We start from the raw sequence: 20,217 nt of genomic DNA, 5'->3' as shown, positions 1-20,217 counted from the left end.
AGGCCGAGGGCTTGTCTCATACCAACACTGTTGGCAACAAACATCTGCGCTGATGTATCGCGTCCACTATACGGTTCCCGAAATACGGTCAACCCCAGCCCCATGGCTCTCTCAACGGAGAGAACCGTGTGACTTGTTGGTGGTTGGTTGATATTTCTATAGAGTTACGGTGACCATAGCGTCGGGGAAACACCCAGTCTCCATTCCGAACCTGGAAGTTAAGCCCTTCAGCGCCGATGGTACTGCGACCGGGAGGTCGTGGGAGAGTAGGACGTCGCCGGACATTCACACTGTTAAGGGCCACCCACACGGGTGGCCCTTAATGTGTTTCCGGCACTATTTCTTCGCCTTCCGCTCCTCGTGTTCCAGCAGATGCAGGACGGGTACGCCGAGATGCCGGCGGGCGGAGTTGGTCCAGTCGAGGTGGAAGAACTCCGCGACGATGTGCGGCCGGGTCAAGATGATGACCTCCTGACCGTGGACCTTCGACACGGTCGCCTTCAGCGCATCGATCGGCCGGTCGTGCGAGATGCCGCCCTCGGCCTGCTGACCGAGGTCCCGGAGCCGCTGCACGCTGCGTCCGGTGCAGTCGCTGGCTTCGCTGTCGATCGCCTTCTGGGCCTCCGCGAGATCTTCGCGCTGATCTGCGAGACCGGCGCCGTACAGATCGGCTGTTCCGAGGGCGCTCAGCGACGCCTCGACGCCGGCTTCGGCGTTGTGACACGGCACGAGCACGTGGTACTTCACGGTCTCGGGCAGGTCCTGGTGCAGCTCGACTACGCGCTTGGCGTCCGGCTCGGTGAGTTCCTGTTCGACGAGCAGTACGACGTCGTACATTGTGGTACCTCCGGTCCTACCAGTCGGTATACCTCCATCATGCCCCTAGCGCAGGCAGAATGGCGTGCATGCAGCTACCTGTGATGCCTCCGGTTTCCCCGATGCTGGCGAAGGCGGTGAAGCAGTTCCCGGCCGGTGACGTCAGTTTCGAGCCCAAGTGGGACGGTTTCCGTTCGATCATCTTCCGGGACGGCGACGACGTCGAGATCGGCAGCCGGAACGAGAAGCCGATGACCCGGTACTTCCCGGACCTGGTCGAGGCGATCAAGGAGAACCTGCCGGAACGCTGCGTGATCGACGGGGAGATCATCCTGGTCGGTCCGTCGGGGGACCGGCTCGACTTCGAGCTGCTCCAGCAGCGGATCCATCCCGCGGCGTCCAGGGTGAAGATGCTCTCGGAGACGACCCCGGTGCGGTTCGTGGCGTTCGACCTGCTCGCTCTCGGCGACACCGACTACACAGAGCGCCCGTTCGCCGAGCGCCGGGCCGCACTCGAGGAGGCGTTGAAGCCCTCCAAGGCACCGATCCACCTGACCCGTACGACGACCGACCTGGACACCGCGAAGGAGTGGTTCACCCAGTTCGAGGGCGCGGGTCTGGACGGCGTGATCGCGAAGCCGCTCGACGGCCTGTACGAGCCGGACAAGCGGACCATGTTCAAGATCAAGCATGAGCGCACGGCCGACTGCGTGGTCGCCGGCTACCGGCTGCACAAGAGCGGACCGAACCGGATCGGCTCCCTTCTGCTCGGCCTCTTCAACTCGGAGGGCGTCCTTGCGAGCGTCGGCGTGATCGGGGCGTTCCCGATGGCGCGGCGCGAGGAGCTGTTCGAGGAGATGCAGGAGCTCGTCACAGACTTCGACGACCACCCGTGGGCCTGGGCGAAGCAGGAGGAAGGCAACCGGACGCCGCGCAACGCCGAAGGCAGTCGCTGGCAGGCCGGGAAGGACCTCAGCTTCGTGCCGTTGCGGCCTGAGCGGGTGGTCGAGGTGCGGTACGACCACATGGAGGGCGTGCGATTCCGTCATACGGCTCAGTTCGTCCGCTGGCGCGACGACCGTACGCCGGAGTCGTGCACCTACGAGCAGCTCGAGGAGCCCGTCAAGTTCGATCTCGGTGACGTCCTCGGCTAGCGGATCGGGCAGCGCGGCGGAGCGTAGTACGGGCTGTGCTGGACAGTGAACCGGGCTGGAGCTGACAATTCGGGCATGACATCGACGGGGCTGGAAGCGACGCGGCCGTCCGATGCCGAGCGGGATCGGGCGCTGGCGATCCTGCGGGAAGGCGCCGGCTCGGGCCGGCTGTCGCACGACACGTTCGTCCGGCGGATGAACTTCGTGCTGGGCGCTCAGACCCGGAGCGAGCTCGCACACGCGACCAAGGACCTCCGCGCGCCGGAGCCGAGGGCGGTCGTGCTGTTCCGCCAGTTCGTCACCCGCGCCCGCGAGCTGACCGGCTCCCTCCGTACGCCGAAGCCGGCGCCCGGGCTCGCGCTGCCGCTCCCAGGTTCGCCGACCCTGCGGATCGGTAGGGGAGACGGTGCGACCCTGCGGCTCACCGATGTCTCGGTCTCGCGGTTCCACGCCGAGTTGCGCCATGTCGGCGACGGCTGGATGGTTCGCGACCTCAACTCGATGAACGGCACGCACGTCAACGGCACCCGGATCACCAGCCCGACCCGGGTCCGCCCCGGCGACCACCTCCAGTTCGGCGCCATCCCCTTCACCCTGACGGCGCCCGACCCGCGCTAGCTCCAGCCGCCTCCCGGAGACCGCGGGCCGAGGTCGTCCGGCAGCTGTGACATCTGAAGCAGCGGTACGTGAAAGCTTTCCTTGCGGATACGCAGATCGTGGTAGAGCAGGGTGCCGACAGCAATCATGAACGGCTGGGTGAACGCCGAAACCGCCGCCGACAGGACGAACGAGACGACCAGCAGGGTCGGCGAGAAGGTCGTGTCGAAGGTCTGGTTCGGGTCCGCGGTGTGCGGCAGCTGCGTGTACCGAATCCCAGTGATGGGCAGCTGCACCACATAGCCGGCTAGACCAGCCATCAGCCCGGCCAGCAACGGGATACCGAGCGTCCGCCACCAGTTGTCCCGGACCAGCGAGCGCGACCGGCGCAGCGCCGTCGGCCCTGGCACCGACTCCAGAATCAGCGCGGATGGCGCGACCGTGAACGACACTCCGAAGTAGATCCCGAAGCCGGCCGCGACCAGCAACAAGAGGAACCCGAGGACGCCGAGGAGTACCGCCGCAGCGTCGTGCTCGCCTGACACAGCCAAGGCGACGCAGCCGGCGATCACCCCGAACGGTATGAGCAACAAGGCAAGGAACATCAGCGTGATCAGGATGTCCAGGCCGAGCATCGGCAGCATCCGGGGCCTGGCCGCGCGTAGCGCCTGGCCGATCGACGTGCCACGACCCAGCACCGCGCGGCTCACGACCACCGTAGTCGCGGTCTGGACGATCAGCGTCGCCGCCACTGTCAGCGCGATCCCGACGACGGAGACGATCACGACGCCCCAGATGGCGCCCGAACTCAGTCCGCGGTGATCTTCGATTGCTGCCCCCATGCTGCGGAACGGCTTGATCGCCGCCAGGCCGCCAACGATCGAGACGCCCAGGTAGAGGCCGAACGGCAACAGCAGCGCTGCCTGCCAGTTGCGGAAGATCGCCTTGAGCGAGCCGCCGATCACGGCGCCGACATCCAGTGGCCGTAACGGCACCACGCCTGGTTGCGGCGGTGGCTGCGGCGGGTAGTAGTTGAAGTGCTGCGTCATATCGCCCCCTGTTGCTGCTTGCGCTCATGCTGTCACGCGACGAGGGCAACGCGCGGCTCCTCGCCGAGGGATCAGGGTTCGATGACTACCGGGTGGGATTCGGGGTGGGTTGCCCACCAGGGGTGGCTGTGGGCGTTCTGCTTGATGGTGGCTCGATAGGTGTCGATGAAGGCCTGGTGGATCTGCGGAATGTCCTTCTGGGCGATGCTGTCCTGCCGCCAGCGAAGCGCCCGGCGCCACATGATCGGGTGGCCGCTCAACGGCCGGATCACCGCGCTCGGAATCGGGCGGACGGTGGGCGCACAGGTGCTGATCCCGCGGCCGGCCCCGATCAGCTGCTCGATCTCGGCGCTGTCCAGGTTGGAGTAGCGGAACTTCGGCGTGAACCCGACTGCCTCGCAGGCATCCCGCAGCATCGCGAGATCGCCGTCTTCACGACCCGCCGGTGGGCAGATCCAGGTCTCCTCGGCCAGATCCTCGAGCGCGATCTCGGACCGATGCGCGAGCCGATGGTCGGCCGGCAACGCGATGACGAAGGGTTCGGGATAGACCATCGTCTGCTCGAGAACGCCGGTCGGGCACGGCGGAGCATGAGCGTCATCGCAACGCCCCAGCATGATCACGTCGACCACACCCGCTGCCAGCAGATCAGTCAGTACTGCGCAGGACGTGTCGACCTGGGTGATGATCTCGCGCCCCGGCAGCAACTCCTCCAGCCGGGACAACCAGGCGCCGAACATCACCGTGCGAACGGAGCCCAGTCGTAGCGGTCCGGCCGACACGGTATAGCGGCGGCTGCTGACAAGCAGATCGTCCATGTCCGCGAGCATGGCGCGGGCGCGACCAAGGACATGCCTGCCGAGGGGAGTCGGGAGTACGCCGTACGGGCCTCGCTCGAAGAGTGGTCCGCCGATGGCCTCCTCGATCCTGTGCAACTGGGCCGTCAGCGAAGGCTGCGAGACGCCGAGAGCCGCCGCCGCCTTCGAAACACTGCCTGTGTCGGAGACCCGGCAAACGACTCGCAGGTGACGTAGTTCCAGCTCCATAGCGACGAGGTTATGCCCTGCTGGGATATCACAGCCATAACCGGCGGATGCCAATCTCTTCGTTCAGAGGACGCCAGGAATTCAATCCACCTGCCCAGCGGATCCCTGGCCTCCTCGCCCCCACCATCTCGCCGGCCGGTTCTGCAGCCCCCGGCCGGTGGTGGGGGCCCGCCCCGTCCCAAGTGAGGAAGTTCCAGTGAAGAGCACACCACTGCGCCTTGTCGCAGCCGGTTGCGTGCTGAGTCTGGCCGCCGCCGCCACCGCGGTGATCGCCATGAAGATGCCCGCAGCAACCGCCCAGTCCGGGCCGCCGCCGATCGACGGCAGGGCGGCCGCGGTGAAGACCGCCGACCGCCTGGTCCAGGGTCGCGCGGCCGAGCTCAAGGCGAGCCCTGGTGACCAGTTCATCCGGCAGCAGGACATCACGACGCCGTGGGGACTGCACTACATCCCCTACCAGCGCACGTATCACGACCTGCCGGTGGTCGGCGGTGACTTCGTCGTCGCGACCGATGCCCAAGGCAACGCCAAGAGCATCAGCGTCGCCCAGCACCAGCAGATCACCGTCGGCCGCCAGCCGTCCGTCACCAAGGCAGCCGCGAAGAAGGCGGCCCGGAAGGCGATCGACCAGGCGCAGGCCGTTCCTGGTGAGCCCACGCTGGTCGTGTACGCCGGTGCGGCCAAGCCCGCGCTCGCCTGGGAAGCCATCGTCCAGGGCCGCAACCACGGCGAACTCAGCCGGCAGAAGGTGTACGTCGACGCGAAGACCGGCAAGGTCCTGGACGCGATCGAGCAGACCGCGGCCGGCACCGGCACCGGCATCTGGAACGGCGCGGACCTGACCATCGGTACGACGAAGTCGGGTACCACGTACTCGATGACCGACCCGGCGCGACCCAACCTTCGCTGTGGCGACTCGGCCTCCGGTACGACGTACTCCGGCTCCGACGATGTCTGGGGCAGCACGTCGAAGACCGACAAGGAAGCCGGTTGCACCGACGTCATGTACGTCGCGGCCGGCGAATGGGACATGCTGAAGAACTGGTACGGGCGCAACGGTCTCGACGGCCAGGGCAAGTGGGCCGATGCGCTCGTCGGTCTCGGCGATGTGAACGCCTACTGGGGTTCGCAGTACAACCCGGACGGCGTGATCTTCGGCTACAACAACGCCCGCAACTGGATCACCGCGACCGATGTGGTCGCCCACGAGTACGGCCATGGGCTGGACGCGAACACCCCCGGCGGAATCTCCGGCTACCCCTCGCAGGAGGCCGTCGCCGACATCTGGGGCACGCTCAGTGAGTTCTACCTGAACAACCCGAACGACCCGCCGGACTACGAGATCGGCGAGACGATCAACCTGACCGGCAGCGGCCCGATCCGGTACATGTACCAGCCGTCGAAGGTCTCCGGGCATCCGGACTGCAACTCCAGCAGCCTGCCGAACGAGATCCACGCCTCGGCCGGCCCGATGAACCACTGGTTCTACCTGCTTGCCGAGGGCACCAACCCCGGCAACGGGAAGCCGACCAGCCCGACCTGCAACAACACCACGCTGACGGGCATCGGCCACCAGGAAGCCGGCAAGCTGTTCTACAACGCGATGCTCAGCAAGACGTCGAACATGTCGTACGGCAAATGGCGTTCGACCACGCTGACCGCGGCGAAGAACCTCGACTCCACCTGTGCGCTGCACGCCAAGGTGAAGGCCGCGTGGGACGCGGTATCAGTGCCCGCACAGTCTGGTGAAGCCACCTGTACGCCGTCCGGCAACGACTTCACGTTGTCTGTGTCGCCGGCCAGCGGCTCGGTCAAGCCGGGGGAGTCCGCTACGGCCACGGTGAACACCGTGATCGGCAGCGGATCGGCCCAGACTGTTCGGTTCACTGCCACCGGTCTGCCGTCGGGCGCGACCGCCACGTTCGACCCGAGCTCGGTGCAGTCGGGGAACTCCTCGACGCTGACGATCGCGACGACGTCGAGTACTCCGGAAGGCGCGTACGACGTCAAGATCACCGGTGACGGCACGGATGTGGACAAGACCGCGACGTACCGGTTGACCGTCGGCGGGACCGCCCCGCCTGCCGGCGTACCGGACATCGATGTGGAGAAGGTGAGGGCTCATCTCGCCGCGCTGCAGCAGGCAGCCGACAACAACGGCGGCAACCGCCGCGCGGGGAGCGCCGGGCACACCGCCTCGGTGAGCTACATCGAGCAGAAGTTGCGCGACGCCGGCTACACGGTCGCCAAGCAGCGCTGCACGACCTGCCAGTACCCGTCGGACAACCTGATCGCGGACTACCCGGGTGGTGACGCCAACCAGGTGATCATGCTCGGGGCGCACCTCGACAGCGTCAGCGCCGGCCCTGGTTCGAACGACAACGGTTCGGGCTCGGCCAACATCCTGGAGGTCGCGCTGCGGCTCGCCCAGGACAAGCCTTCTCTCGCCAAGCACGTGCGCTTCGCTTGGTGGACCGATGAGGAGCAGGGGCTGAACGGTTCGAAGTACTACGTGTCGCAGTTGTCCTCGACGGACAAGTCGAAGATCAAGGCGTACCTGAACTTCGACATGGTCGCCTCGCCGAACGCGGGTTACTTCATCAACAACATCAGCTCCGACACCGGCAAGGTCCTGAAGGCCTTCTACGACGGGCTGTCGCTGGCGCCGGAGGAGAATGTGGAAGGCGTCGGCCGGTCCGACGACGCGTCGTTCAAGGACGCGGGCATCCCGACCAGCGGGGTCGCCGCCGGTGCCTCGGCACGCAAGACGACGGCACAGGCCCAGAAGTGGGGCGGTACGGCGAACCAGGCGTACGACTCCTGCTACCACTCGGCCTGCGACAAGTACCCGACGAACATCAACTCGACGGTGCTCGACCGGAGTGCCGACGCCACGGCGTACGCGGTATGGAAGCTGGCAGTCGGCGATGCCCCGCCGACCGGCAGCGACTTCTCCCTGGCGCTGAACCCCACCTCGGGTTCGGTGGCAGCTGGTAGCTCAGTACAGACAACAGTCGGTACTACGACCAGCAGCGGCGACCCGCAGTCGGTACAGCTGGCCGCCAGCGGTCTGCCGTCGGGTGCGACCGCGACCTTCACCCCGTCATCGGTGACGTCTGGTGACTCGTCGACGCTGCAGATCACTGTTGGCTCGTCCGTCGCTGCCGGCACCTACCAGGTGACGGTGACCGGGACCGGCGGGGTCAGCCACTCGGCCACCTACAGCCTGACGGTCACCGGTACGTCGACCGGCACGGTGACGGTGCAGAACCCGGGCAGCCAGTACGGGTTCGTCGGCTTCTCCAGCTTCCCCCTTCAGATCAGAGCCACCTCGAGCTCGGGGCTCCCGATCACGTACCGGGCGACCGGCCTTCCTGCAGGCCTGTCCATCAGCACCACCGGCGTGATCTCGGGTACCCCGACCACACGAGGCTCTTACACGGCGACAGTGACTGCAACGGACAGTGGCGGGGCAACGGGCAGTGCCACCTTCCCTTACACGATCTGGTAAGAAGCCTCACCCAGCCCCCGGGTTGCCCACCAGGCAGCCCGGGGGCTGCTCTGTCCGCGCTATAACACGGCGACTATGCCCTACTGGGATATCCCTATGGGACCCGGTTGGTGCCAGTGTCGTCCTTCAGAGGACGCCGGCCGTTCACCCCGCCCGCCCAGCGGTAACCAGCATCCTCGCCCCCGCCACCGGCCGGTCGGTCTGCAGCCCCCGACCGGTGGTGGGGGCCCCGTCTCACCACCTCGAAGGAGCCCTTCCCGTGCCCACCACCCAGATCCGCCCCGCCGCCGTGAAGCCGGATCAGTACATCCGCCAACAGGACACCTGCACCCCCTGGGGCCTCCACTACAACGCCTACCAGGACGCGTACCAGGACACCCACCGCCCCCTCCCAGCTGTCCCCGCGCGCCCCACCACCCGCCGCACCCCACGCAAACACATCACTGCCTGACCCACCCCCGGTCCGCCCACCAGCCGGCCCGGGAGCCCTCTTTCTACCGAGCGACTCGAAGCAACAGTCAGGGAACATTTCAGTCAACATGTCATTGCCCCATGGACCGTGCATGCTCCCGAGCCTCGGCGATCAACTTTGTGCCCACGTCGGATCCAAAGAGTGGTCGTATTCCTGATCGCTCTAACATGACAATGGACGGCAATACCACCCCGATCAATAGCAGGCGGAGTTGGGTGTGACTGGCTGATAGGTACCTTGATCCGATTGCCTCGGTGAACAATTGAAATTGCCGAACATCAATCTGGCAGGTGTCATCACCGGGAACGGTCAGCCCTGTCGGGACCTCTATCCACTGGGCGACGGCGGTGACTTCAGCAACGAAGAGTCGGGCAACCTGAGTCGCAACGTCCCAAACTATCTCTCCTTCGCTCTCGAAGAGCCAGCTCATTTCAGGAATTCCAATCTGATATCAGCGCCGGGATCGGTGCGTTTTCGTGCCCAGGAGTGTAACGCCCTTCAGGAGCGCGGTTGTTCTAGGGGACAAGTACGACCTTGCCGGTGGTTTCGCGGTTTTCGAGGGCTCGGTGGGCGTCGGCGGCTTTTTCTAGGGGGAACTGGGTGGTTAGGGGGAGCCAGCGGCCTGAGGTTGTTTCTTGGAGGGCTGTTGTTTCCAGGTGGCGGAGGCGGCGGGCTAGTTTGGCGCCTAGAGCCCAGGTGGCTGTTAGGCCTCGCGTGGCGAGGGATTCGGTGGTGATGGGGATGAGGGGGCCGCCTGAGTGGCCGAACATGAGGATTCGGCCGCCGATGCCGAGGAGGTCGAACGCTTGGCGGCCGATGTCGCCGGCTACTCCGTCGAGGATTGCGGTGACCTCGCGGTCGGCCAGGTCGTGACGGACCTGGTCGGGCCAGTTTGGTTGGGTGTAGTCGTAGGCGTACTGGGCGCCTAGGTCGCGGACTTGGGTGACCTTGGCTGGGCCGCCTACCACGGCGATGACGGTGGCGCCGGTGTTGCGGGCTGATTGGACGAAGAGGCTGCCCATGCCGCCGGCGGCTGAGGTGATCAGTACTACGTCGTCGGGCGTGAGGGCGGCTTGTTCGAGGATTCCGGTGGCGGTTCTGCCGGTGCCGATCGTGGCGACCGCTGCGGCTGCGTCCAGGTGGGGCGGGATCTCGTGGAGCGACTCGGCCTTGGCGACGGCGCGTTCGGCGTACCCGCCGGGAACTGGGCCGAGGTGGACGACGACTCGTTTGCCGAGCCAGGTCGGGTCGGTATTCGGGCCGATCTGGTCGACTATGCCGGCGACTTCGCGGCCGGGGATGGTGGGGAGTTCTGGAGGTGCTATCGGTCCGCCGCCGGCTGTTCCGGCTCGCAGGGCGGTGTCCATCAGATGTACTCCGGCGGCTTCGACCTTGATGCGAACCTGACCGGTGCTGGGTTCTGGATCGGGGACCTCTTCGTAGCTGAGATTCTCTGCCGGGCCGAACTCGTGCAGCCGGATCGCGTACATCGGACCTCCTGGTCTCGTGGTTGTTCAGGACCGTAGGACCTGAAGTTCTGTTGAGGTCAAGGCGCCTCGTAGGGTGGGGGCATGCCGATCCGTCTTACCGAGCGGCGGCCGGAGGTGAGTCCGGACCGGTTGCTGTCGGAGTGTGTGCCGCCGCCGCGGTTTGCCGGCGTACGGTTCGAGACTTATCGGCCGGATCCGGCCGAGTCGAGTCAGTCGGAAGCTCTTGCCGTACTTCGTGAGCGTGGCGCGCTGCTGTCTCAGCCGCGCCGAGAGCGTTCTCTGTGGGCCCGGTTGCGGGGTGCTGGGACGGCTGAGCCGGAGAAGCCCGGCATCTATCTCGACGGCGGTTTCGGGGTCGGCAAGACGCACCTACTCGCATCCCTTTGGCATGTGTCGACCGGCCCGAAGATGTACTGCACGTTCGTCGAACTCACTAACCTGGTCGGCGCTCTCGGGATGCGCTCGGCGGTCGAGGCGCTGTCGGCGTATCGGTTGATCTGCATCGACGAGTTCGAGCTCGACGATCCGGGAGACACCGTGCTGATCTCGCGGCTGCTCGGCCAATTAGTTGCCGCCGGCGTCCAACTGGCGTGCACCTCGAACACGCTGCCGGATCGTTTAGGTGAGGGCCGCTTCCAGGCGATCGACTTCCTCCGCGAGATCCAGGGCCTCGCCGCGCATTTCGACGTACGCCGTATCGACGGCCCCGACTACCGCCACCGCGGCCTGCCCGTCGCGCCGACCCCTTGGTCGGACGAGCAGGTCTCGCAGGCCGCCGCCACGCGTTCCGATGCCTCTTGCGATCACTTCGTAGACCTCTACCACCACCTCGCCGAACTCCACCCCAGCAAATACGGCGCCCTCCTCGACGGCGTACAGACCGTCGGCATCCTCGACCTCCGCGAACTCACCGACGAAAACGTCGCCCTCCGCGTAGTAGTCCTCGCCGACCGCCTCTACGACCGCAACCTCCCCCTTCTCACCAGCGGCGTCCCCCTGGACCACCTCTTCCCCGCCGACATGCTCAAAGGCGGCTACCGCAAGAAGTACCTAAGAGCCCTCTCCCGCCTCATCTCGCTGGCCAATGCCGGGATGGCCGGTTGATGAATTTGAGGTGTCTCCGGGTCTCGGGCGCCTTGAATTGTTGGGGATTTGTGACCTAGAGGTGCGACTCGGTCGCAGGGGGTAGGGGTGGGTTGCAGGTTCGTGCAACGGGTGTGAGGGATAGACCTCTTAACCGGTAGGCTCCGCGGGTTAGCCGGTGCTGAGGGGGGTCCCAGTGCCATCCATGTATGACACCAAGGAGTTACCGAATGATTCGTCGTACCCTCGCGACGGCGGCTGCAGCGGTTGGTATTGCCGCGCTGCTTCCGCTGACCGCATCGGCCCAGGTCGGCCCTGTGCTGCCGAAGCACGCCGAGGCCACCAGCAAGGCTCAGGCGGCCGGGGTTTGTAATCTGTCCGTCCCGACCCGGGTGGCGATCGGTCGTCCGGAACTCAACCTCTACGGCAAGGTCACTGGCGACTGCAACCGTACGGGGAACAGCTCCGGTTGGTATCTGATGCACCCGGCGTCGCCCGATCCCGTCAATGGCATCCTGTTCGACGCCACGGACACGGAGTACGGCAACGGGCGTTGGGAGGTTCCGAGCTACCACCCGATCGGCACGATGAACTTTGTCGGTGCTTTCAGCCGGAATGCCGACGGCGCGACCTACACCCAGAACAAGGTTCCGGTCACTGTCAAGCTTGCTGCCGGTGCCTGGATCTCGTCGTCGCGTACGGCTGACGTGGTCACCCTCAAGGGGACCTCGCTGCTCTACTCGACCACGAACAACACCTTCTTCAAGCGTTCGGCTGGCGGTGTCTTCCAGTTCCGTGAGAAGGGGTCGACGACCTGGCAGACGTTGAAGTCGGTTTACACCAACTCCAAGGGTGAGGTCACCCTGTCGTACCGGTACAGCAAGGTTCGGGACTACCGGTTCTCGTTGTACAGCACCTCGATCAGCTGGGATCTCGGTTCTGCCGTCACCACTCGTTGATTGATGTCCTGCCCTGTCCTCACCTGATGTTGGGTGGGGATGGGGCAGGATGGGTGGATGGCGAAGAAGAAGAGCGAGAAGTTGCTGGAGGCGTTGCGGGTCCCGCCTGGTGCGGTTGATCTGTCGCAGTACGACACGCGCGCCACGACCGGGTTCTCCGGGAGCAAGGATGACGGCAAGGCCGCCCTGGAAGAGCTTGGTGCCGAGCTGGGGGACTGGCAGGAGCGTCTCTTCGCCGAGGGGCGTAAGGGGGATGCGCGCCGGATTCTGCTCGTACTGCAAGGGATGGACACGTCCGGTAAGGGCGGTGTCATCCGGCATGGTGCGGGGCTGATGGACCCGCAGGGGTTGAAGATCACGTCGTTCAAGGCGCCGACTCCGGCCGAGAAGCGGCGCGGGTTCCTCTGGCGCATCCGGCAGGCGCTGCCCGGTCCCGGGATGATCGGCATCTTCGACCGGTCGCACTACGAGGACGTGCTGATCGCCCGGGTGCGGAACCTGGTTGCTCCGCCGGTCTGGAACCGCCGGTACGACGAGATCAACACGTTCGAGGCCGAGCTCGCGGCCACCGGTGTCACTGTGGTGAAGTGCTTCCTGCATATCTCGGCGGAGGAGCAGAAGGCTCGGCTCGAGGCGCGTCTCGACGACCCAACGAAGTACTGGAAGTACAACCCGGGTGATGTCGACGAGCGTGAGCTCTGGCCGGCGTACGCCGAGGCGTACCAGGCGGCGCTCGAGAACTGCAACACCCCCGATGCCCCCTGGTACGTGATCCCCAGCGACCGCAAGTGGTACCGCAACTGGGCCGTCACGACCCTGCTCCTCGAGACCCTCAAGGGCCTCGACCCCCAGTGGCCGACCGCCGACTTCGACGTCGAAGCCGAAAAGAAGCGCCTCGCCACCACCTGACATCCCGTACGCCGTGCCGCGAGCTGACCTCGTCGGCCGGCCTCGGCGAGCTCGTACGACGTGGCGCGCGCGGGTGACTCGTCGTACGGGTTAGTTGTCGGGGTCGATGTTGTGGTGGCGGAGTTTTTCGCGGAGGCGGCGGACCTGTTCGTAGAGGCGGTCGTTCTCGTCGAGGAGGTTCTCCAGTTCGCCCAGCAGGTAGTGCTTGCGGCCGGGCATCTTCAGGAACGGCTCGCCGTCGCCGGCCAGGAAGTCGGTGACGACCGACTCGGAGCGTTGCCGGTTCAGCAGCAACTGGCGAAGCTTCGGCAGGTCGGCCCCGAGTTTCACCAGCACCTGCGCGGCGACGCCTTCACCGTCCTGGATGATGCCCAGCAGGATGTGCTCGGTGCCGATGTAGTTGTTCCCGAGCTGCAACGCCTCCCGCAGGCTGTACTCGAGCACCCGCTTCGACCGCGGCGTGAACGGAATGTGCCCGGGCGGCGCCTTCGTGCCGCGGCCGACGATCTCGAGCGCCGTCGCCCGGACCGCCGTCTCGGAGATGTTGAGGTTGGCAAGCACCTTGGCCGCCAGCCCTTCGCCTTCGTGCGCGATCGCGATCAGGATGTGTTCGGTACCGATGTAGTCGTGATCGAGGGTCCTGGCCTCTTCCTGCGCCAGGACCATCACCCGCCGCGCCCGCTCACTGAACTTCTCGAACATCTCGCCCTCCTCGGGGTAGCAGTGGACTTCGTTGCTGAAGGCCCGGAACACGAGCCGGTGCTGGATCAGCTCGACGATCTCCGGACCGGCCGCGCGGCCGTCCTTGATGCGATCCAGCAGATCGTCGAGTTCTTCGACTGGTTCGAGCTCCAGGTCGGAACCGTTCTGCCCCGCCAGCTGCAGCAGGACTGCCATGGTGACGACCCGATTGCCGCCTTCGAACGGCCGGTCGTGCACGAACCTCACCAGCAGAGCGCCGAGCGCCCCGGTGAGGTCGTTCGTCATCCGTGCGAGGGCCAGGGCAGTCTCGACCGCTTCCAGGTCCGTACGCCGGATCGCCGTCTCCGCGTCGACCCGCCAGACCCGGGCGGCGACCGCGAGTACGTCGTACAGGTCGAGGTGTTTCATCAGTCGTCCGAGCGGAGGCGGCGCAGGGACTGCTCGTGCCGGGCCAGGTTGTCTTCGAGTAGCTGGCTGAACTGCTGATCGCCCCGGCGGCCCTCGACCAATGCGGTGATCGCCTCGCGGGCGACATCCGAGACGGACCTGCCCTCGACCTCCGCGATCAGCTGCAGCCGCTCGGCCAGCTCGGGCTCCAACCGCAACAGGATGTTCTTCGTCGCTCCTTTGACCATGGATAGCAAGATAGCACGATATCTCAAAGAAGACAGGGACGAAGTGCGGAGGTTGGGGTCAGGGCGGGATCCGAGGCGGCTAGGGGGTGATGCGCCTGCGGAGGGTGGGCTGGATTGCGGCGAGGGCGAGGGCGGCGGCGCAGCAGGTGAGCCAGAGGGTGGCCGGGCCGGCGTGGGCGAGGAGTTGGGTGGCGGCGAGTGGGGCGATGGTGGTGGCGATGCCCCAGCTCAAGCCGTAGATGGCGAGGTAGCGGCCGCGGGCGTGTTCGGGGGCGATGTCGGTGACGATGGTGAAGGCGCGACTGAGGAGGAAGAGGTCGCCGATGCTCCACAACACTGCTGCGGCGACGAAGACGGGAAGGTTGGTCGCGAACGCGTTGATCAGCAGGCCGGCAGATAGTAGGAGATAGGCGAGTGCCATCGCCTTGAAGTTGTCGAGTTCGCGTACGCGCCGGGTGCGTTGGAGCGGTTGGGCCGCGACGAGAATCACGGCCGATATCGCCAGGATCAGGCCGATCCCGTAGCTGGGCAGAGAGCGCTCTATCACCGTGAGCGGCAGGCCGAGCATCAAGATCATGAAGACCGTCGCGGAAACGGTGCCTACGGCAAACAAAAGCAACAGCCTGCGGTCGGTCCAACCCTCGGCCCGGCCTCCGGACGACGACCGCGCGACGGGCTGATCAGCCGGCAGCGCGAGGCCAAGCAGGATGGCGCAAGCCAAACAACTCGCCGCGTCGATCGCGAACAGCCAGCGCAGATCCCAATGACTGACCGCGGCAGCGAGCAGCCCGGCTCCGACCGCCGCGGCCGCCATCGCCGCACCCAGCAGCCCGTACGCCGTGGGTCGGTCTTCGGGGCCGGTCACATCGGCAATGACCGCCTGACTGGGCGGCTCGTAGATCTCGAACATCAACCCGAGCAGTATCGCGGCCAGCACCGCCGACCAGAGTGTGCTCGCCAGCGCGATCCAGCTCTGGCCGACCGCGCACCCGGTGAGCCCGAGGATGATCGTGCGCTTGCGTCCGAGCCGGTCGGCGAGCTGGCCGCCGAAGATCCGCGACGGGATGGTCGCGAAGCCGAACAGCGCCGTCACCAGGCCGGCTTGGGCGACGGTGGCGCCGAGTTCGACGGTGAGGACGACGGCGAGGAAGGTGAGGGTGAAGGCGCCGAGCCGGTTCACTGCTCGGGCGATCACCAGGACCCGGACGGTGAGCGGAAGCGTCCGCCAGGTGGCGGGTGGGGTTGCGTGGTCCGGGCGGGCGATGGACATGTCGCTCCCTCGATCGGTCGAATGTCGCGCGTGACTGACGAAAGCAGTATTGTTAGTCACGCGGATCGAGCCTAGATTCTCAGGGAGTGACTGGTCAAGTGAAGTTCGATAGTCACGTGATGAGCGTGCTGACGACGTCGGTCGATGCGGTGAACCGGCTGACGGGCGGGCATGCGCTCGGTCAGCCGGTCGAGGAGCCGACCGGCGCGGCAAGGCGGGCGGCGGTGGCGGATGCGCTCTCCGCGGACGGGCGGCCGCGGCCGAGGGTGGATGCGCTGGAGGCAGAGGTGTTGATCGCGGTCGCGGTCCGGATGCGGCAGGTGTTCGAGGCGGTACATGCCGGCGACACCGATCGGGCTGCCCGCGAAGTCAACGCGTTGCTGATCGATACGAACGCTCGCCCGCAGCTCGACAAAGCCGGCGATCAGTGGAATCTGCACTTCCACGGCCCCGACACCACGCTGGCGAACGGCTGGGCCGCTGGTTGGGCAGCTGGTCTGGCGATCGCGATGGGCAGCGATCTCGCCGGGCGACTGGGAGTCTGCGCAGCGCCGTCCTGCGATCGAGTCTTCGTCGACGAGTCGAAAAACAGCAAAAGACGCTTCTGCTCCCCGCAGTGCCAGAGCAGAGTAAAAGCAGCTGCTCATCGCGCTAGAGCGCGATGAGCAGCTGCCAGTAGAAACAATCAGGCCGTGCGGACCAGCTCCGGGCGCATGAGGACTGGGCGCGGGGCGGGCTCGAGGGTGAGGAGGTCTAGGCCGGCTACGCCGTAGCGGAGTAGGGCCAGGCGGGCGACCTCGGCGCTGACGCCTAGGGGGCGGGAGACGGCTACTGCGCCGGCGCGGAGGGCGGTTTGCTCGGCGCGGTCCGGTAAGAGGCCGGGGGACAGGAAGAAGGAGCCGACGGCAACGTGACGTCGGCCTTCCAGGCGCCATTGGAGGACTGCCTCGGCGGGCGACGGCGACGCGGCAGTGGTGAACGCGGCGACGACGGGCAGCTTGTGGCGCTGACCCCAGAGCCGGGCGAGCCGGGCGACGGCGGCGTTCGCCTGGGTGTCGCTGGATCCGGCGCAGGCGAGCACCAGCGCGTCGAGTTCCCGCACCCGGCCGTCCTTGAGCTCGGCGCGCATCCGCCGGTCGAGTACGTCGAGCAGCGTGTCGTCGTACCCGAGCACGTCGGAGGCGATGATCCGCAGCCCCGGGAAACGGCTGCGTGCCTCGTCGACGACAGCCGGTACGTCGGTGCGGGCGTGGAACGCGGTCGACAGCAGCAGCGGCAGGATGACGACTTCTTCGACACCTTCAGCGGCGAGCCGGTCGATCACCTGGTACGGCGTGGGCGGGCAGTGGTCGAGGAAGGAGGCTTCGATCCGCAGGTCGTCCCGCATCTCGCGCAGGCAGCTCACGAGCGAGTGGACGGTGGCGGCCGAGCGCGGATCGCGGCTGCCGTGGGCGAGGATCACGAGAGCTGGAGCAGTCACAGCAGTTCCCCTTCTTCGTCGTCGATCATGCCTGCCGCCAGCGTCCACCCGTCGTGGGCGTCGATCAGCAGGAAGGATCCAGTGATGTTGTTACTGGAGTACGGATCGGCGGCCAGCGGTGCGGCGATCTTGAGTTGCACCTTGCCGATGTCGTTCAGGTCGAGCCCGGTGGCGTCGATGACTCCGAGCGTTTCCAGATCGAGCACCCCGGCGATCTTGGTGACGATCGCCTGAGCCGTGGTGGTGGTGTGCTTGATCAGCAGCCGGGCGCCCACGGTCAGTGGACGGTCCGAGAGCCAGCACACGGTGGCGGCCAGTTCCCGGCGGGTGCCGGGGGAGGAGTCCGCCGAGACGATGACCGAACCGCGGGCGACGTCGAGGTCGTCGGCGAGCCGGACGGTGACCGCCTCACCGGCGACCGCGGACGGCCGTTCGGCGACGGCGGTCGCGGTCGAGGTGATCACGGCGCGGTCGATGCCGGCGACCGACGTACGGCGGCCGGCCGGCAGCACGATCACCTGGTCGCCGACCGAAACGGTGCCGGAGGCAACTGTTCCGGTGTAGCCGCGGTAGTCGCGGTACTCGTTGTCGGTCTGCGGCCGGATCACGTACTGGACCGGGAACCGCAGCGGCTGGGCGGAGGCATCGGAGCGCCCGGAAGCGCTCTCCAGGAACTCCAGCAGCGTCGGCCCGTCGTACCAGGTGGTCGCGGTGGAGCGCTCCACGATGTTGTCGCCGATGAGCGCGGAGACCGGGATCGCCTTCATGTCGGCGATCCCGAGCTGGTCGGCCAGTTGCGAGACCTCCTTGGAGATGCCGGTGTAGACGGCCTCGTCGTAGCCGACCAGGTCGATCTTGTTGACGGCCAGTACGACGTGAGGCACGCGCAGCAGCCCCGCGACGGCGAGGTGCCGCCGGGTCTGCTCCAGTACGCCGTGTCGCGCGTCGACCAGGATGATCACGACATCCGCCGTCGAAGCGCCCGTCACCGTGTTCCGGGTGTACTGCACGTGTCCCGGGCAGTCGGCCAGGATGAACGAACGCTTGTCGGTCGCGAAGTACCGGTAGGCGACGTCGATCGTGATGCCTTGTTCGCGCTCGGCCCGCAGTCCGTCGGTCAGCAAGGCGAAGTCGAAGTCGCCGCCACCGCGGGCTGCTGAGACGGTCTGCACGTGCGCGATCTGGTCGGCCAGGATGGCCTTGCAGTCGTGCAGCAACCGGCCGACCAGCGTCGACTTGCCGTCGTCCACGGAACCGGCGGTCGCCAGGCGAAGAAGAGTGCTCATCAGAAGTACCCCTCTCGCTTGCGGTCTTCCATCGCGGCCTCGCTGGCCCGGTCGTCGGCGCGGGTCGCTCCGCGCTCGGTGATCTCGCTCGCGGCCACCTCGACGACGACCTCGGCCGCCGACCTCGCAGTACTGGCTACTGCTCCGGTGCAGGACATGTCGCCGACCGTGCGGTAGCGGACGACGCGCTTCGCCACGGACTCACCGGAGCGCGGCCGCGAGTAGGGGCCGACGGCAAGCAACATGCCGTCGCGTTCGAAGACCTCGCGCTCGTGGGCGTAGTAGATGCTCGGGAGAGCGATCTCTTCGCGCTCGATGTAGTTCCAGATGTCCAGCTCGGTCCAGTTGGACAGCGGGAACACCCGGACGTGCTCGCCCGGCCGGTGCTTGCCGTTGTACAGCGACCACAGCTCCGGCCGCTGGTTGCGCGGATCCCATTGCCCGAACTCGTCGCGCAGGCTGAAGATCCGCTCCTTGGCGCGAGCGCGTTCCTCGTCGCGCCGGCCGCCACCGAAGACGGCGTCGAACCGGTGCGCGTTGATTGCGTCGAGCAACGGAACGGTCTGCAGCTGGTTCCGGGTCCCGTCCGAACGCTCCCGCAGCCGGCCGTCGGCGAGGTAGTCCTCGACCTCGGCGACCTCGAGCCGCAGGCCCAGGGTCTCGACGACCTGGTCGCGATACGCCAGTACCTCGGGGAAGTTGTGCCCGGTGTCGACGTGCAGCAACGTGAACGGCACCGGCGCCGGCGCGAACGCCTTCCGCGCCAGGTGCAGCATCACGATGGAGTCCTTGCCCCCGGAGAACAGAATCACCGGCCGCTCGAACTCGGCCGCCACCTCTCGGAACACGAAGATCGACTCGCTCTCCAGCGCGTCCAAGCTCGTCGGAGCGGTGGTCGTCTCTTGGTGAACAGAGACGGTCATGGGGCCTCCCGGCCTGGACTGAGGAGTGGAAGGAGCGAAGCGACTGGAGGGACGAGGGAAGGACGGGAGTTCAGCCCCATGACCCGCCGTGCCGGAGGCGCGGCCAAAAAGCATGGTCATACGTGGAGCCCGCATTCGATCTTGCCCTGGCCGGCCCAGCGGCCGCTGCGGGGATCTTCGCCGGGGGCGACCTGCTTGGTGCACGGAGCGCAGCCGATCGACGGGTAGCCGTCGTACTGCAACAGGTTCACCAGTACGCCGTTGTCGGCGATGTAGCTGTCGAGGTCGTCCTGGGTCCACGGGGCGATCGGGTTCAGCTTCACCATGTCGCGCTTCGCGTCGTACTCGACGACCTGGGTGTTGGCGCGCGTCGGCGCCTCCTCCCGGCGTACGCCGGTGACCCAGGCCTTGTAGCCGGACAACACCCGGTTGAGCGGCTCGACCTTGCGGAGCGCGCAGCACTTGTCTGGCTCGCGGGCGAAGAGATCCTTGCCGTACGTCGCGTCCTGCTCGGCAACGGTCTGCTTCGGGGTGGCGTTGATCAGGTTGATCGGCAGGGTCGCGGCGACCGCGTCGCGGGTGCCGATGGTCTCGGGAAAGTGATAGCCCGTGTCGAGGAAGAGCACGTCGACACCGGGAGCCGCCTCGGCCGCGAGGTGGGGGAGCGCCCCGTCTGCCATCGAGGCGGTGACCACCAGCTCATCGCCGAAGGTCTCTCGCGCCCAGGCCAGGACTTCCTGCGCCGAGGCGTCGGCTAGTCGTTCATTGGCCTCTTCGGCCAACGTCTTCAAGTCACTCATTCCACGCTCACCCGCAGTCCGATCATCTTCAGCTG

19 protein-coding genes, 1 rRNA gene and 1 pseudogene are annotated in these 20,217 nt (G+C 66.6%); 9 read left to right on the top strand and 12 right to left on the bottom strand.

From position 1 onward, the window contains the following. The first annotated feature begins 165 nt into the window (after positions 1 to 165). Positions 166 to 283: ribosomal RNA gene (gene rrf / locus ABZ004_RS06085) — 5S ribosomal RNA — on the top strand. Between the two features lie 53 nt (positions 284 to 336). On the opposite strand, the gene ABZ004_RS06080 is transcribed toward rrf, so the two are convergent. After that, positions 337 to 837, bottom strand: coding sequence for a hypothetical protein (locus ABZ004_RS06080; protein ID WP_355678659.1), 501 nt, complete (start codon positions 835 to 837; stop codon positions 337 to 339). 68 nt (positions 838 to 905) lie between these two features. Between ABZ004_RS06080 and ABZ004_RS06075 the strand changes: the two genes are divergently transcribed. After that, entirely contained in the window at positions 906 to 1,970 is a 1,065-nt protein-coding gene (locus ABZ004_RS06075; protein WP_355678658.1) for an ATP-dependent DNA ligase, read from the top strand. Positions 1,971 to 2,045: 75 nt separating this feature from the next. After that, on the top strand, positions 2,046 to 2,588 hold the full coding sequence (locus tag ABZ004_RS06070; RefSeq protein WP_355678657.1) for a DUF1707 and FHA domain-containing protein: 543 nt from the start codon (positions 2,046 to 2,048) through the stop codon (positions 2,586 to 2,588). Here the strand turns inward: ABZ004_RS06070 and ABZ004_RS06065 are convergent. Next, positions 2,585 to 3,616, bottom strand: coding sequence for a hypothetical protein (locus ABZ004_RS06065; protein ID WP_355678656.1), 1,032 nt, complete (start codon positions 3,614 to 3,616; stop codon positions 2,585 to 2,587). The two genes, ABZ004_RS06070 and ABZ004_RS06065, sit on opposite strands and share 4 nt — an antisense overlap. A gap of 71 nt (positions 3,617 to 3,687) precedes the next feature. Then, on the bottom strand, positions 3,688 to 4,662 hold the full coding sequence (locus ABZ004_RS06060) for a LysR family transcriptional regulator (protein WP_355678655.1): 975 nt from the start codon (positions 4,660 to 4,662) through the stop codon (positions 3,688 to 3,690). A 196-nt stretch (positions 4,663 to 4,858) separates the two neighbouring features. Here ABZ004_RS06060 and ABZ004_RS06055 point away from each other — a divergent pair, with 196 nt between their 5' ends. Together ABZ004_RS06055 and ABZ004_RS06050 are read left to right on the top strand one after the other, a co-directional pair. Beyond that, positions 4,859 to 8,173, top strand: a complete 3,315-nt coding sequence (locus ABZ004_RS06055) for a M28 family peptidase (RefSeq protein ID WP_355678654.1) — start codon at positions 4,859 to 4,861, stop codon at positions 8,171 to 8,173. Positions 8,174 to 8,432: 259 nt separating this feature from the next. Next, entirely contained in the window at positions 8,433 to 8,624 is a 192-nt protein-coding gene (locus ABZ004_RS06050) for a hypothetical protein (protein ID WP_355678653.1), read from the top strand. 91 nt (positions 8,625 to 8,715) lie between these two features. Here the strand turns inward: ABZ004_RS06050 and ABZ004_RS06045 are convergent, their stop codons facing one another. After that, entirely contained in the window at positions 8,716 to 9,075 is a 360-nt protein-coding gene (locus ABZ004_RS06045; RefSeq protein WP_355678652.1) for a DUF6086 family protein, read from the bottom strand. Positions 9,076 to 9,160: 85 nt separating this feature from the next. Continuing rightward, a complete protein-coding gene (locus tag ABZ004_RS06040) occupies positions 9,161 to 10,135 on the bottom strand; it encodes a zinc-binding dehydrogenase (protein WP_355678651.1) in 975 nt (324 codons plus the stop codon). A gap of 81 nt (positions 10,136 to 10,216) precedes the next feature. On the opposite strand from ABZ004_RS06040, the gene zapE reads away from it, so the two are divergent. From zapE to ABZ004_RS06025, 3 genes are all read left to right on the top strand, one after another. Next, positions 10,217 to 11,239: a cell division protein ZapE gene (gene zapE / locus ABZ004_RS06035; protein ID WP_355678650.1), complete on the top strand. Its 1,023-nt coding sequence runs from the start codon at positions 10,217 to 10,219 to the stop codon at positions 11,237 to 11,239. Positions 11,240 to 11,448: 209 nt separating this feature from the next. Further along, positions 11,449 to 12,177 carry a hypothetical protein gene (locus tag ABZ004_RS06030; protein ID WP_355678649.1) on the top strand — a complete coding sequence of 243 codons (729 nt, stop codon included), beginning with the start codon at positions 11,449 to 11,451 and terminating at the stop codon, positions 12,175 to 12,177. Positions 12,178 to 12,234: 57 nt separating this feature from the next. Next, entirely contained in the window at positions 12,235 to 13,086 is an 852-nt protein-coding gene (locus tag ABZ004_RS06025) for a polyphosphate kinase 2 family protein (protein WP_355678648.1), read from the top strand. Positions 13,087 to 13,371: 285 nt separating this feature from the next. Here the strand turns inward: ABZ004_RS06025 and ABZ004_RS06020 are convergent. From ABZ004_RS06020 to ABZ004_RS06010, 3 genes and pseudogenes are all read right to left on the bottom strand, one after another. Beyond that, positions 13,372 to 13,788, bottom strand: a pseudogene (locus ABZ004_RS06020) (Clp protease N-terminal domain-containing protein); the annotation flags it as partial. Positions 13,789 to 14,195: 407 nt separating this feature from the next. Next, positions 14,196 to 14,423, bottom strand: a complete 228-nt coding sequence (locus tag ABZ004_RS06015) for a ribbon-helix-helix protein, CopG family (RefSeq protein WP_355678647.1) — start codon at positions 14,421 to 14,423, stop codon at positions 14,196 to 14,198. 79 nt (positions 14,424 to 14,502) lie between these two features. Then, entirely contained in the window at positions 14,503 to 15,693 is a 1,191-nt protein-coding gene (locus tag ABZ004_RS06010; protein ID WP_355678646.1) for an MFS transporter, read from the bottom strand. Between the two features lie 98 nt (positions 15,694 to 15,791). On the opposite strand from ABZ004_RS06010, the gene ABZ004_RS06005 reads away from it, so the two are divergent. Beyond that, positions 15,792 to 16,358 carry a CGNR zinc finger domain-containing protein gene (locus tag ABZ004_RS06005; RefSeq protein ID WP_355678645.1) on the top strand — a complete coding sequence of 189 codons (567 nt, stop codon included), beginning with the start codon at positions 15,792 to 15,794 and terminating at the stop codon, positions 16,356 to 16,358. A 20-nt stretch (positions 16,359 to 16,378) separates the two neighbouring features. On the opposite strand, the gene ABZ004_RS06000 is transcribed toward ABZ004_RS06005, so the two are convergent. The 4 genes from ABZ004_RS06000 to ABZ004_RS05985 form a co-directional block, all read right to left on the bottom strand. Continuing rightward, positions 16,379 to 17,173 carry a sirohydrochlorin chelatase gene (locus ABZ004_RS06000; protein ID WP_355678644.1) on the bottom strand — a complete coding sequence of 265 codons (795 nt, stop codon included), beginning with the start codon at positions 17,171 to 17,173 and terminating at the stop codon, positions 16,379 to 16,381. Beyond that, a complete protein-coding gene (locus ABZ004_RS05995) occupies positions 17,170 to 18,459 on the bottom strand; it encodes a GTP-binding protein (RefSeq protein WP_355678643.1) in 1,290 nt (429 codons plus the stop codon). Before ABZ004_RS05995 ends, ABZ004_RS06000 begins: the two co-directional genes overlap by 4 nt. Continuing rightward, complete coding sequence (cysD, locus tag ABZ004_RS05990; RefSeq protein WP_355678642.1) at positions 18,459 to 19,382, bottom strand: sulfate adenylyltransferase subunit CysD; 924 nt, start codon at positions 19,380 to 19,382, stop codon at positions 18,459 to 18,461. Before cysD ends, ABZ004_RS05995 begins: the two co-directional genes overlap by 1 nt. A 116-nt stretch (positions 19,383 to 19,498) precedes the next feature. Continuing rightward, complete coding sequence (locus ABZ004_RS05985) at positions 19,499 to 20,182, bottom strand: phosphoadenylyl-sulfate reductase (RefSeq protein WP_355678641.1); 684 nt, start codon at positions 20,180 to 20,182, stop codon at positions 19,499 to 19,501. Positions 20,183 to 20,217: the final 35 nt, after the last annotated feature.

The sequence above is a fragment of the Kribbella sp. NPDC006257 genome, assembly GCF_040613535.1.
Lineage (GTDB): Bacteria > Actinomycetota > Actinomycetes > Propionibacteriales > Kribbellaceae > Kribbella.
Note: the sequence above shows the minus strand (reverse complement) of the source record. Positions and strands in the feature narration are given on the sequence as shown.

What these genes read in the sequence shown, in the direction of transcription:
- ABZ004_RS06065 (WP_355678656.1), bottom strand. Translation starts at nt 3,616, where the DNA reads ATGACGCAGCACTTCAACTACTACCCGCCGCAGCCACCGCCGCAACCA.
- ABZ004_RS05985 (WP_355678641.1), bottom strand. Translation starts at nt 20,182, where the DNA reads ATGAGTGACTTGAAGACGTTGGCCGAAGAGGCCAATGAACGACTAGCC.
- ABZ004_RS06060 (WP_355678655.1), bottom strand. Translation starts at nt 4,662, where the DNA reads ATGGAGCTGGAACTACGTCACCTGCGAGTCGTTTGCCGGGTCTCCGAC.
- ABZ004_RS06045 (WP_355678652.1), bottom strand. Translation starts at nt 9,075, where the DNA reads ATGAGCTGGCTCTTCGAGAGCGAAGGAGAGATAGTTTGGGACGTTGCG.
- cysD (WP_355678642.1), bottom strand. Translation starts at nt 19,382, where the DNA reads ATGACCGTCTCTGTTCACCAAGAGACGACCACCGCTCCGACGAGCTTG.
- zapE (WP_355678650.1), top strand. Translation starts at nt 10,217, where the DNA reads ATGCCGATCCGTCTTACCGAGCGGCGGCCGGAGGTGAGTCCGGACCGG.
- ABZ004_RS06025 (WP_355678648.1), top strand. Translation starts at nt 12,235, where the DNA reads ATGGCGAAGAAGAAGAGCGAGAAGTTGCTGGAGGCGTTGCGGGTCCCG.
- ABZ004_RS06010 (WP_355678646.1), bottom strand. Translation starts at nt 15,693, where the DNA reads ATGTCCATCGCCCGCCCGGACCACGCAACCCCACCCGCCACCTGGCGG.
- ABZ004_RS05995 (WP_355678643.1), bottom strand. Translation starts at nt 18,459, where the DNA reads ATGAGCACTCTTCTTCGCCTGGCGACCGCCGGTTCCGTGGACGACGGC.
- ABZ004_RS06015 (WP_355678647.1), bottom strand. Translation starts at nt 14,423, where the DNA reads ATGGTCAAAGGAGCGACGAAGAACATCCTGTTGCGGTTGGAGCCCGAG.
- ABZ004_RS06040 (WP_355678651.1), bottom strand. Translation starts at nt 10,135, where the DNA reads ATGTACGCGATCCGGCTGCACGAGTTCGGCCCGGCAGAGAATCTCAGC.
- ABZ004_RS06075 (WP_355678658.1), top strand. Translation starts at nt 906, where the DNA reads ATGCAGCTACCTGTGATGCCTCCGGTTTCCCCGATGCTGGCGAAGGCG.
- ABZ004_RS06030 (WP_355678649.1), top strand. Translation starts at nt 11,449, where the DNA reads ATGATTCGTCGTACCCTCGCGACGGCGGCTGCAGCGGTTGGTATTGCC.
- ABZ004_RS06070 (WP_355678657.1), top strand. Translation starts at nt 2,046, where the DNA reads ATGACATCGACGGGGCTGGAAGCGACGCGGCCGTCCGATGCCGAGCGG.
- ABZ004_RS06080 (WP_355678659.1), bottom strand. Translation starts at nt 837, where the DNA reads ATGTACGACGTCGTACTGCTCGTCGAACAGGAACTCACCGAGCCGGAC.